The organism is Dorea chungnamensis (assembly GCF_039832125.1).
In the GTDB taxonomy this organism is placed as follows: domain Bacteria; phylum Bacillota; class Clostridia; order Lachnospirales; family Lachnospiraceae; genus JAFBIX01.
In genome coordinates this window covers 1-10,843 of the sequence record NZ_JBDOHT010000030.1, presented here as the reverse complement: position 1 = coordinate 10,843, position 10,843 = coordinate 1, and the positions used below count along the sequence as shown (strand labels likewise).

12 protein-coding genes, 6 tRNA genes and 1 pseudogene are annotated in these 10,843 nt (G+C 39.0%); 7 read left to right on the top strand and 12 right to left on the bottom strand.

What is annotated here, in order from left to right:
* Positions 1 to 383 precede the first annotated feature (383 nt).
* Positions 384 to 665 carry a type IV secretory system conjugative DNA transfer family protein gene (locus ABE613_RS15050; protein WP_331473165.1) on the bottom strand — a complete coding sequence of 94 codons (282 nt, stop codon included), beginning with the start codon at positions 663 to 665 and terminating at the stop codon, positions 384 to 386.
* Positions 666 to 796: 131 nt separating this feature from the next.
* Positions 797 to 988, bottom strand: a complete 192-nt coding sequence (locus ABE613_RS15045) for a transposon-encoded TnpW family protein (protein ID WP_235234312.1) — start codon at positions 986 to 988, stop codon at positions 797 to 799.
* Between the two features lie 169 nt (positions 989 to 1,157).
* Here ABE613_RS15045 and ABE613_RS15040 point away from each other — a divergent pair, with 169 nt between their 5' ends.
* The 3 genes and pseudogenes from ABE613_RS15040 to ABE613_RS15030 all read left to right on the top strand — a co-directional run.
* Positions 1,158 to 1,415 (top strand): AbrB/MazE/SpoVT family DNA-binding domain-containing protein, encoded by a 258-nt coding sequence (locus tag ABE613_RS15040; protein WP_235234314.1) that lies wholly within the window; start codon positions 1,158 to 1,160, stop codon positions 1,413 to 1,415.
* Between the two features lie 2 nt (positions 1,416 to 1,417).
* Positions 1,418 to 1,816: a putative toxin-antitoxin system toxin component, PIN family gene (locus tag ABE613_RS15035; protein ID WP_235234316.1), complete on the top strand. Its 399-nt coding sequence runs from the start codon at positions 1,418 to 1,420 to the stop codon at positions 1,814 to 1,816.
* A gap of 321 nt (positions 1,817 to 2,137) precedes the next feature.
* Positions 2,138 to 2,365, top strand: a pseudogene (locus ABE613_RS15030) (transposase); the annotation flags it as partial.
* Between the two features lie 64 nt (positions 2,366 to 2,429).
* Here the strand turns inward: ABE613_RS15030 and ABE613_RS15025 are convergent.
* Positions 2,430 to 3,182 carry a transposase gene (locus ABE613_RS15025; protein ID WP_235234195.1) on the bottom strand — a complete coding sequence of 251 codons (753 nt, stop codon included), beginning with the start codon at positions 3,180 to 3,182 and terminating at the stop codon, positions 2,430 to 2,432.
* Between the two features lie 52 nt (positions 3,183 to 3,234).
* Positions 3,235 to 4,116 carry an ISL3 family transposase gene (locus tag ABE613_RS15020; protein WP_235234194.1) on the bottom strand — a complete coding sequence of 294 codons (882 nt, stop codon included), beginning with the start codon at positions 4,114 to 4,116 and terminating at the stop codon, positions 3,235 to 3,237.
* Positions 4,117 to 4,495: 379 nt separating this feature from the next.
* On the opposite strand from ABE613_RS15020, the gene tnpC reads away from it, so the two are divergent.
* The 3 genes from tnpC (at position 4,496) to ABE613_RS15005 (ending at position 7,218) form a co-directional block, all read left to right on the top strand.
* Positions 4,496 to 5,941: an IS66 family transposase gene (gene tnpC / locus ABE613_RS15015; RefSeq protein WP_235234193.1), complete on the top strand. Its 1,446-nt coding sequence runs from the start codon at positions 4,496 to 4,498 to the stop codon at positions 5,939 to 5,941.
* Between the two features lie 72 nt (positions 5,942 to 6,013).
* Positions 6,014 to 6,442, top strand: coding sequence for a hypothetical protein (locus tag ABE613_RS15010; protein WP_347376808.1), 429 nt, complete (start codon positions 6,014 to 6,016; stop codon positions 6,440 to 6,442).
* Positions 6,443 to 6,660: 218 nt separating this feature from the next.
* Positions 6,661 to 7,218 carry a transposase gene (locus ABE613_RS15005; RefSeq protein WP_347376807.1) on the top strand — a complete coding sequence of 186 codons (558 nt, stop codon included), beginning with the start codon at positions 6,661 to 6,663 and terminating at the stop codon, positions 7,216 to 7,218.
* A 126-nt stretch (positions 7,219 to 7,344) separates the two neighbouring features.
* Here ABE613_RS15005 and ABE613_RS15000 read toward each other — a convergent pair.
* The 6 genes from ABE613_RS15000 to ABE613_RS14975 form a co-directional block, all read right to left on the bottom strand.
* Positions 7,345 to 7,431: transfer RNA gene (locus tag ABE613_RS15000), tRNA-Leu, on the bottom strand.
* 29 nt (positions 7,432 to 7,460) lie between these two features.
* A tRNA-Val gene (locus tag ABE613_RS14995) sits at positions 7,461 to 7,533 on the bottom strand.
* Between the two features lie 35 nt (positions 7,534 to 7,568).
* Positions 7,569 to 7,642: transfer RNA gene (locus ABE613_RS14990), tRNA-Asp, on the bottom strand.
* Between the two features lie 99 nt (positions 7,643 to 7,741).
* A tRNA-Ile gene (locus ABE613_RS14985) sits at positions 7,742 to 7,815 on the bottom strand.
* Positions 7,816 to 7,843: 28 nt separating this feature from the next.
* A tRNA-Thr gene (locus ABE613_RS14980) sits at positions 7,844 to 7,916 on the bottom strand.
* Positions 7,917 to 7,920: 4 nt separating this feature from the next.
* Positions 7,921 to 7,992: transfer RNA gene (locus ABE613_RS14975), tRNA-Glu, on the bottom strand.
* Positions 7,993 to 8,254: 262 nt separating this feature from the next.
* On the opposite strand from ABE613_RS14975, the gene galE reads away from it, so the two are divergent.
* Positions 8,255 to 9,274, top strand: coding sequence for a UDP-glucose 4-epimerase GalE (gene galE, locus ABE613_RS14970; RefSeq protein ID WP_235234189.1), 1,020 nt, complete (start codon positions 8,255 to 8,257; stop codon positions 9,272 to 9,274).
* 55 nt (positions 9,275 to 9,329) lie between these two features.
* Here the strand turns inward: galE and ABE613_RS14965 are convergent, their stop codons facing one another.
* On the bottom strand, positions 9,330 to 9,572 hold the full coding sequence (locus tag ABE613_RS14965) for a hypothetical protein (RefSeq protein ID WP_347376806.1): 243 nt from the start codon (positions 9,570 to 9,572) through the stop codon (positions 9,330 to 9,332).
* Between the two features lie 232 nt (positions 9,573 to 9,804).
* Positions 9,805 to 10,695 (bottom strand): DMT family transporter, encoded by an 891-nt coding sequence (locus ABE613_RS14960; RefSeq protein WP_347376805.1) that lies wholly within the window; start codon positions 10,693 to 10,695, stop codon positions 9,805 to 9,807.
* Positions 10,696 to 10,843 lie beyond the last annotated feature (148 nt).

Genomic DNA, 10,843 nt, shown 5'->3' with positions numbered 1-10,843 from the left:
TTGGTTCCGTTGTCAAGAATGCAAAGCACCAAAGGCCTGTTCTTGACAACGGAACCAAGATAGATATCATACAGACAAGCAGAACAAGGAATAGAACCGCCATAGTATGACCAAAAAAATTTTACTTTTTTCATTCCAAAGGAAAAAACGCCATGAAAATATGACAAAATGGCAAACCCGCCAGGCCCTGTATTTATTGGGCTTGACGGGTATTTTATACTTATTTTCTTGCAAAAGTTAGGATATTTTACTATATTTGCTTTGATTTTTCAAGAGGGTAAAGCAAGAATGATATCAAAAAAATGAATGAATAAAAAAATTGGGAACGATACATTTTGAATTATTACATCCTTCCTTTGCGCTCCTATGCAACATCGTCATCTTTATAACTGTGTTTCATTTGGCCATTCATCCATAATGCAGTGTACCGGAATCGGAAGCCTTCCTCCGTACTTCCGGTCTGCCACATAATACAGTGTCTGAAACAGATTGCTGTAAATCATGCCGACCAGATAATTCATACTGGTGTCCGCATCCGGAATACAGCAAAACAGTGCTACTTTTTTCTCCCCGATACTGTATAAGTCCAGTTCGTCCGTACAGGTCAGGTTGGCGATCTGTTTCAGATTGAACGCTGCCAGACGAACACCAACAGAAATCAAAATAGATTTCGCAGTCTTGCCTGAAACAAAATGTCAATAGTTTTTTCATCAAAAAAGGCACTTTTTCGTGTCAAATTAGTGATAAAACAGCTAAAATACTGATGATTACGTTCTTTGTTGTTACAACCACTAAGTTACTCAGCCATTTTTTTCTCCATTTCCATGAAGTCCGAACGGTTAACTTCATTCACCAGCATCCGGTTAATTTTCTCCTGCATCGTCTCTCTTGCGTTCTCACTGTAATGGAATCGGACAACATAGGTTGTCTGCCCGATCCTTTTTGTAAATGTATTGCTCTCTGTTTTCATATCTGTCGTTTTATTCATTGAGTTCTCCTTTCTCTGCCAGCTTCGCAATCCTTAAGCAGCCAGCAGCACTGAATTGATCAGTTTCTTATAATTTTTCTTTTACTCCGTTTACTTTCCACCTTGAATTGGATATAATAGAATTAACCTCAAGTTTTCTTTAGATTTCAAGAATAGAAAGGATGATTTTATGAACCTTGCAAAAATTTCTTCAAACGGTCAGATCACAGTTCCGGTTGAAATCCGCCGTCTGCTCGGTCTGAAATCTGGTGATAAAATTCTGTTTTTGCAGAAGCAAAATGGTGAAATTGTAGTCAGCAATGCCTCAGCTCAGGCAATCCGCAAAGCCCAGGCTGCCTTTTCCGGTGTCGCTGAGGAAATGGGTATCTATAATGAAGATGATATTCAGGCACTTGTGAATGAAATACGGTACGGAAAGGAAAGATAATCATGCGGATTCTGATTGATACAAACATCCTTTTTTCTGCATTGCTCTTTCCCCGGTCAAAGCCCGCAAAAGCTCTGCTCTATATAGCCCAGAACCACGAAATGGTTCTCTGTGACCGCAATATAGCAGAGCTGCGGGACATCCTGAACCGTAAGGCACCCAAATATCTGCCGGATGCAGAAGTATTGCTTGCAGAAATGTCTTATGAGCTGATCCCTGCAGTTGACCATGCGGAAAAACTGATACGTGATGCAAAAGACCAGCCAATACTGAATGCCGCCATTGTCTCCGATGTAGATGTGATACTGACCGGAGATAAAGACTTTTTAAGTCTCGATATGGAACATCCAAAATGTATGACAGCTGCACAGTTCTTTGAGTATGAAGGCGTGGAGGAATGACCCCTACGCCTTTTCTTTTTCCTCCTGTTTTTGCAATTCATTTGCCCGACAGAGAGAGGACAGTTATTATCCCGATCTGGAATTCTGTTTCTGCGTCAATGTCAACAAGGCACTTGAAACTTTTATTAAAATAATATCTTTATCAAAGTCATCCCTTCTCTAAATAATATTTTCTTTTTTAAATATCTTTGTTGACAGTTAAGAAATATGCTGAAAAAGCTGATATTTAAAGGGCACTGAAAAAGTCTGATTCTTTAAAATAGAATTAGGCTTTTTTTTGTGAAGAAGTTATAATAGAAGAAAGGAAAGGGGATTTCAAAAATGCTGAAGGATCATTCACAAATGACACTATCTTTATCACCATATCAAGGACTTTATGATGCGATTATTCCAGCGAACCATCTTTTGCGCAGAATAAAAGAAAATATTGATTTCAGCTTTGTAAATCCCATGCTTCGTAAGCAATACTGTGAGAATTTTGGACGTCCTGCCAAAGAACCGGAACTGATGTTTAAACTGCTGTTTTTGAAAAAATTATGTAACTATTCAGCACCCCGTTTAGGGCACATTAATTTTTGGTCAAAACGGAGAAAATAATGGTTCTTCCGTATATTTACGTACCAGTAGCATTCCTATACATCAACTTTGCCGATAACAAATGCCTTCCGCAGCGCCCATACATGGTGCGCTTGACCATCTTTAAGCGACTGTTAGTTCCTTCTACAAAACCATTACTTTTATCACTTGCAACTGCATTTTCAACTGCTTCAATATCTTTTTCTAATCCTTTAGCAAATGAAGCAATTTCCTTTATAGTCGATTTTTTATAGCGTTCTATAAACAGATACAACAAGGAGATATTCTTCTTGCCAAATATTGTTCGGAATTCAGATACGCAGGCACCGATTTCATATAAAACATCATATTTATCCCAAAGAAATTTTTTATGTATATCCGTCAGTTCGATTCCCATCCATATATGATTAAAAATCCCGGCACGTGTTATATAGTCAGCGTCCATACTTTTCTTAAAACCAGTACGTTTTGTACCAAGACTGTTCCCACCGGAACGATATTTTGACGCAGGTATGTTACATTCTTCACATAGTTTTCTTATGTAAATTTGTGCATTTGTTTTTGTACCTGTGTATCCATTTTCAGTGATATGCCTGATTATATCTGCCTGATGAATTTTTGCCTTAAGTTTTTCTATTATAATGTCTCTGAACGGATCCAATTTACTTTTTCCCCTTCTGCCATGACGGCATAGTATTATTGGTTCACCTTCACGATATTTCTTCACTGTTCCAATGTCTTTCCCGGTTCTCCTTGCTATTTCAGCAATCCCCAGTCCTTGTTTATGCATTTCCTGTATCTGTTGGATTAATAATAAACATTTCTCCTCCCTGGCAGTTAGGTTATCCACAATGGCAGTGGTTTTTTTTACGCCCTATGGAACTGGGATTTTTTTGATGTTCGCTTTTTTCTGGGATGATTGTCTCCTTTGCATGAGGAATAGCAGTCGTTGCAGGTACTTCTCTCCCAAGTATTTTATTAACTGCCTCCAACAGGTTTTGGTGTAAATGAAAACGATCGGCAATCTGCATTGCATCTGGAAGAACTTCTTCAATTGCTCGTGCATAAGCACTTGCTCTGTCTCTTGTGATTGTTGTGACATGCTTGTTTTGTTCCAGCCAGGCTTTTAAGGTATTTTCATCACGTCCCTCTAATACCGCAACCGGAGCATGGGTTTCCTCGTCCACAATAATAGTTCCATATTTATGCCGCTTTTTAAAAGAAAAATCATCTACTCCAACACAACTCCCACAGGAAGGTAATGGCTGATTATCATAACGCTTAAGCAATGTGCGGATCACAGTGTCTCCGCTGATTGCTATATTCATTGAGTTTAAAATCCTTGCTGCTCCTTCACAGCTCGTTTCCAATGCCAGTTGTGTTACCAAATCAGCAAGCCTTTCCGTCATGCGACTATATCCGTTAAGAAAACCATTAAAGTTCTCTGTTGTACTTACACAGCTACATTCTGGATTCTCACACTCAAACTCATAGATACTGAGCATAAGAATTGTTCTTTTCCCCCAGACAGGGAGGTCTTGAACCTTTCTCTTATGTACAGCATGATATGTTTTGCATTCTTTATTACATTTGGGACAAGTAATACTTCGTGTTCTTGATTTCATCCAGATATACACTGTATCAGAAGTTGTCTCAATTTCCTGTATTTGTAACTCGGATGGAAAGAATTGCTGAAGATTCAGAGCAGTATTATTTAATTCCATAAACACCATTATCCTTTATCAAAAACATTTACAATCATTATAGTATACTCTGCACAAATTTTCCATCATTATACGTAAATATGCGGAAGAACCAAAATAATATTTCTGTTTTGCCATTGCTTTATTGCGAAAAGTGGATAACTTTTCAATACAACTGCCAAATGCTTTTTGTCTGTGGATTACTAAACCATAAATCCTCGATTACAGCCAGATAACGTTCTATTTGTGGATTTTATCTGGGCGTTATCGGCAATTATCCTTTGATTTTTACTGTTTATCCACCGTCATTTTGACAGTATATCAAAACGACACGATTCGCTTTTTTGGCCATTTTCCGTTAAAATAGAAGTATCAATTTTAACGGAAGAAGGTGGTCTGAATGCCAGTAAATGTTACACTTGAAATGGTTCAGCAATTGCTTGAACAGAATGCTTCATTACTCAAGCAGAATGAAATGCTCACTGCAACTATTGCTGAGTTAAATCAAACCATACAGGAACTAAAGGGACAGCTTAATAAGAACTCCAAAAACAGTTCCAAACCACCTTCCAGTGATGGCTATAAAAAACCTGCTCCTAAGAGCCTCCGCAAACCATCTGGCAAAAAGGTCGGTGGACAGGACGGACATCAGGGGACACATTTAGCGGTAATAACAGCTCCGGATGAAATAATCAAACATATGCCCTCCGCATGTGAAGGATGCCAGCATTATCAGATATGCAAAGGCACTGCATGTATCGCAGAGAAACGCCATGTTATTGATGCGGTTGTTACAGTCAATGTAACGGAGCATCAGGCATTGGAACTTCTAATCTGTATGCTGTATAGAGATACCCGCAGAGGTGATTTCCCTTCTGACGTAAAAGCAACCGTACAGTATGGTGAAAACCTTCAGGCATTAGCTGTTGCACTAAATACCGTAGGTGCAGTCAGCATCAAACGCACCCATGAGATTCTTTCCGGAGTATTTAACATTCCGATTGCAACAGGAACGATCAGCAGCATGGTAAAAAGATGCGCTGACAGTCTAAGTGAAACAGTAGGTAAGATCAAGGATAAGATGATCGGTTCCGCGCTTGGACATTTCGATGAAACCGGAACCAGAGTGGATAAAAAACTCTGGTGGGTTCATGATGCCTCAAACTGTGAATACACCTATCTTGATATCAGTCCCAAACGTGGAACCGCAGGCATGGAGCAATGCGGTGTTCTCCCGGAATTCAAAGGGATTGCCATGCATGACTGCTGGGCTTCCTACTGGAATTATCCGGATATTCAGCATGCTATCTGCTGTGCCCATCTTCTCCGTGAATTAACGGGGATTGATGAAAATCATCCTGATCAGAAGTGGGCATCTGCATTTATAGACCTTTTAATGGAAATGAAAAAGGTCAAAGATAAAGCTGTAGAGAAAGGCAAGCACTCTCTGAGCTATTATCACTATCATAAGTTCGATAAGAAGTATGATGAACTTATCGAACAGGCTCGGAAGGAAAATCCACTTTCCGAAACCACGGAGAAAAAACGTGGACGGAAGAAAAAAGGAAAAATCCTTGCGTTGGTAGAACGCCTTGCGAATTACAAGGCCTCAGTCTGCCTTTTTATCCATAACTTCAATGTCCCGTTTGATAACAACCAGGCGGAACGAGATCTGCGGATGATAAAGGTGAAAACCAAAGTATCCGGATGCTTCCGAACTGAGGAAGGGGCCAGAGATTATCTAAAAATCATGTCCTACGTTGGTACGGCACATAAGCAGGGATACAATGCTTACGAAACAATCCGAAATGCAATCTCAGGTTATCCTGATTTCATCTTTGAATAAGGGTGGTTCTGAATAGTTACAAAATTATATGATTTGTCAGACGAACGGCTAATTAACAGTGCCCAGACCGACATGTCTTATAAATATTTTTTAGATATGGAACCGGAAGCCCGCATGGTCGACCCCAGTCTCCTGACAAAATTCCGCAAGACACGGATTACAGAAGATATCCTAGAGGAAATGTTGAAGGAAACCATACAACAGGCATTAGATAAAGGACTGATTAAATCAGGAACCATCATCGTTGATGCTACACACACGAATGCATCTGTCCGCGCAAAGTCACCGACACAGATTTTACGTGATTTGAGTAAGCAGTTACGGAAAGAAATTTATAAAAATGCATTTGAACTATCCGAAAAATTTCCTGAGAAACCTTCTTTGGAATCCAGCCTGGAAGAAGAGATTTCATATACTCACGAGCTATTATCTGCTTTAAAAGAAGATATTTTCGCTATTGAGAGCAAAAAGATTCAGAAACTTTACGAAAAAATAAAGTAACTACTGGAAACAGAGAAGATTCGTGATATCCGTTCAAAAGACGATGAAGATGCACGTTTTGGACATAAAACACCAACCAGTACTTTTTATGGATATAAAAACCATCTGGCCATAACTGAAGAACGGCTGATTGCCGGAATCAGTGTAACAGATGGCGGAGCACCAGATGGTCAGGAACTTCCAAATCTAATTGAGAGTGCCAAAAAAGTGGAATCGAAGTGACCGAAATCATAGGTGATATGGCATATGTAAGTGAAGAAAACTTAGAGATATGTGGAGAAGAAATCACATTAATTGCAAGGACAAATACCGCAGTTGCAGCTGCCGCAGCAGCAGAACTGGAGGAAGGGTTCTCCTTCAATAAAGATGCTGGAAAACTACAGTGTTCTGCAGGCGAATTAGCAATGCGTGTTGAAAAACGTGAAGCCAAAAACGGTAATCAATATCATAATTACGTATTTAGCAAACGGAAATGTAAAAAATGTCCTTTGAAGGATAAGTGCCGGGTCGGGAACGGAAAGACACAAAGCTATTGTGTGACTCAAGTAAGTGAAAAAAATCGTGAACGTCTTGAATTTGAAGCAAGTGATGAATTTAAGGAACGATTAAAGATCCGTCATCGAATCGAAGAAAAGAATGGCGAACTGAAAGAAGCCCATGGTCTGCGAAGAGCAGATTCGACTGGGCTGTTTGCCATGCGGGTACAAATGTATTTTACAGCGTTTGTCGTAAATGCCAAAAGAATAACGCGGTTAGCGACATGTTTCGCAGGGTAAATATGGTACTATTCCTGCGTTTTTTATCAAAATCTGTATTCAGTTTTTTTAATATAGTAGATAAAGAAAAACTCCCACAAAAAATGGGAGTTTTTCAGTGCCCTTGAAGATTAAGCTTTTATTAAATGCCGCAGACCGGAATCGAACCGGTACGGGAGTATAAGTCCCGCAGGATTTTAAGTCCTGTGCGTCTGCCAGTTCCGCCACTGCGGCATTTTCACAACACATTACATGTTGTAAAGTGGGACCAATAGGGCTCGAACCTATGACCCTCTGCTTGTAAGGCAGATGCTCTCCCAGCTGAGCTATGATCCCATATGAAATTATTACGTCGTATCTTGCGATACGAACGACCCAGAAGAGACTCGAACTCTCGACCTCCGCCGTGACAGGGCGGCGCTCTAACCAACTGAGCCACTGGGCCTCATTATGAGCACTTAGTGACCGTACTATGGTCACTTACGTGCAATACATATCGGCGCTGTTAGTGAGGATTCATACGAACTTACAAGTCGATATTAAATGGACCTTCGGGGACTCGAACCCAGGACCGATCGGTTATGAGCCGATTGCTCTAACCAACTGAGCTAAAGGTCCAAAATCAGTAAGTCCCTGTTAGGAACTAAGCCGATGATCGGACTCGAACCGATAACCTGCTGATTACAAATCAGCTGCTCTGCCAATTGAGCCACATCGGCGAAATGACTCCGACGGGAATCGAACCCGTGTTACCGCCGTGAAAGGGCGATGTCTTAACCGCTTGACCACGGAGCCATAATCTATGTCAACACGTCTTCCGTGGTGACCGAAATTTATAATACCATATACCACGATAATTTGCAACACTTTTTTGTGTTTTTTTCTGATTTTCTTATATTATTTTCTATGTTAATTTCATATGCATCATCACACTTTTTAGCATCTCAATATTCTTATATTTTTATCCACTATATTTATTGCTATTGACAATTTTCTTCAATATCATAATAATTATAAAATAGATATTTACATAAAATCAATAGGAGGAGGAACTATTATGGCAAATATATTAATCACCGGTGGAGCGGGCTATATCGGGAGTCACACTGCCGTAGAACTTTTGAACCAGGGATACGAAGTTACTGTATATGACAATCTCTGTAATTCTTCTCAAGAATCTTTAAAAAGGGTAGAAGAACTTACCGGTAAAAAAGTAACATTTTACGAAGGTGATGTCTGTGATCACGCAGCTCTTGAGACATTATTCCAGAAGGAATCTATCGATGCTGTTATTCATTGTGCAGCCCTGAAAGCTGTCGGCGAATCTGTTCGCAAGCCTTTGGAATATTACCAGAATAATATCACTGGAACATTGACACTTATGAATGCTATGCGCAGTGCCAATGTAAAAAGAATCGTTTTCAGTTCTTCTGCTACTGTATATGGCAACCCGGAAGTAATGCCTATTACAGAAGATTGTCCTAAAGGACAATGTACGAATCCTTATGGCTGGACCAAATCTATGATGGAGCAGATTATGACAGACCTGCAGAAATCTGATCCAGAATGGAACGTAATCCTGCTTCGATACTTCAATCCAGTCGGAGCTCATAAAAGTGGAAGAATCGGCGAAGATCCAAAAGGTATCCCAAATAACTTAATGCCATATATTTCTCAGGTCGCTGTTGGAAAGCTCGAGAAATTAGGTGTATTTGGAAATGACTACGATACTCCGGACGGAACTGGCGTGCGCGATTATATTCATGTTGTTGATCTGGCTATTGGACATGTAAAAGCTATTGACTACATTCTAACAAATCCAGGTCTCGATATCATTAATCTTGGCACAGGAGTTGGTTACTCTGTGTTAGATATGGTAAAGGCTTTCTCCAAAGCATGTGGAAAAGAAATCCCATATGAGATTAAGCCTCGCAGAGCCGGTGATATCGCTATGTGTTATGCAGATCCTTCAAAAGCGTTGAAAATCCTTGGCTGGAAAGCAGAACGTGGACTTGATGAAATGTGTGAAGATACCTGGCGTTGGCAGTCCCAGAATCCTAACGGATATAATGAATAAAAAAGGAGCCAACAACATAATTAAGGGCAAGATCCTAACTGACCTTGTCCATTTTTTATTTATCCAGATAATTTCCGACAGAAGAAGTATTATACTGTTTTTTAATTTCAATCATTACGGAGCCATCTTCCAATGTCTCTTCAGATAATATTCTGTATTTTGTTCCCGTTTTGTCTAACCCTGCTTTGTACTTTCTTACTTCCTCTTCCACCATTTTTGTCGCATAATTTCTTTCAATATCATCCTTCTGAAAGAAATGTAATGTCTGCGTGATACATGCCGCTTTCACTCTTTTCATAATATTCCTCCTCTTTTTTAATATAATAGGATTGCTGCATTCAGTGAATTTGAATGAAACAATCCTTATCATGTAAATTACCTGTCTGAGCCCTTTTCACAATATATTTTATCATTTTAATCTTCTTTTCGTAAGCAAAAGTCACTCTCAGAAATGTAATTTTGGTAATTATTATCAAAAAAGCAAAGAGAAATTTTAGGCATATTTCTTATTTGGAGACATTAAATCGATATCATACATTTACTTCTTCTTGCGTACCCTTTAATTCAGATAACAGTACAGCTATTAACATACATACACAGCCAATTAATATTTTTATCGTAAATTTTTCATGCAAGATTATCACAGAGAACAGCATTCCAAATACAGATTCCATAGATAAAATAACTGCCGCAACACTTGGATTCGTATATTTCTGACATACAATCTGTAATAAAAATCCCATCATTGTACTTGCCAGTCCTATATACATAATCTTAGTAAAAAGTTCTGGATGAAATACCTGTGTTGGAAATGGCATACGTGTAACTCCAATAATTGCCCATATATATATGGCCGCAAACATAAATTGGATCATAGTCAACAGAACAGGATCTGTCTCCCTAGTATAGCGATCTATATAGATAATGTGAAATCCAAGCATAATTCCGCAGATCATCGTCAAAAAGTCACCTGATTGGATATGCATATTTCCATTTAAAGATAGAAGTCCAATGCCTATAATTGCAATTACTGCAGAAATAACTTGAATACTTCCTGGTTTCTTTTTCTCCATTATCCAACATAAAAATGGTACGAGAATTACATATGCTGTCGTAATAAAAGCATTCTTTCCTGCAGTTGTATATTTACATCCCAATGTCTGAAAAAATTGACCTATACATAAGAAAAGTCCCAAAACAGCTCCTTGTTTTATTACTTTAAAAGTCAGTTCTTTTAATTTAAATGAAAACAACAGTAACATTCCAGCTGATGCTAATATGTACCGAAATGCAACAAGATAAGGGACTGAAATACTGGCAGTTGAATCTTTGACTACTACAAATGAAAATCCCCATATAATTGTTGCTCCAATTAATCCCATACTTCCAAAGAATTGACTGTTTTTACTCTTCTTAAACATTGTACACCTCTTCTAAATAAACATATACGATCGAGTAGGAGGGAGTGATTAACTCCCGTCCTCTCACACCACCGTGCGTACCGTTCGGTACACGGCGGTTTCAATAGTTGACGTGCACGGACTGATAGGCTGTGGCTAAATCATAAAA

Coding starts and splice junctions, on each gene's coding strand:
- ABE613_RS15045 (WP_235234312.1), bottom strand. CDS start 988: ATGAATAAAACGACAGATATGAAAACAGAGAGCAATACATTTACAAAA.
- ABE613_RS15040 (WP_235234314.1), top strand. CDS start 1,158: ATGAACCTTGCAAAAATTTCTTCAAACGGTCAGATCACAGTTCCGGTT.
- ABE613_RS15035 (WP_235234316.1), top strand. CDS start 1,418: ATGCGGATTCTGATTGATACAAACATCCTTTTTTCTGCATTGCTCTTT.
- ABE613_RS15025 (WP_235234195.1), bottom strand. CDS start 3,182: ATGCATAAACAAGGACTGGGGATTGCTGAAATAGCAAGGAGAACCGGG.
- ABE613_RS15020 (WP_235234194.1), bottom strand. CDS start 4,116: ATGGAATTAAATAATACTGCTCTGAATCTTCAGCAATTCTTTCCATCC.
- tnpC (WP_235234193.1), top strand. CDS start 4,496: ATGCCAGTAAATGTTACACTTGAAATGGTTCAGCAATTGCTTGAACAG.
- ABE613_RS15010 (WP_347376808.1), top strand. CDS start 6,014: ATGTCTTATAAATATTTTTTAGATATGGAACCGGAAGCCCGCATGGTC.
- galE (WP_235234189.1), top strand. CDS start 8,255: ATGGCAAATATATTAATCACCGGTGGAGCGGGCTATATCGGGAGTCAC.
- ABE613_RS14965 (WP_347376806.1), bottom strand. CDS start 9,572: ATGAAAAGAGTGAAAGCGGCATGTATCACGCAGACATTACATTTCTTT.
- ABE613_RS14960 (WP_347376805.1), bottom strand. CDS start 10,695: ATGTTTAAGAAGAGTAAAAACAGTCAATTCTTTGGAAGTATGGGATTA.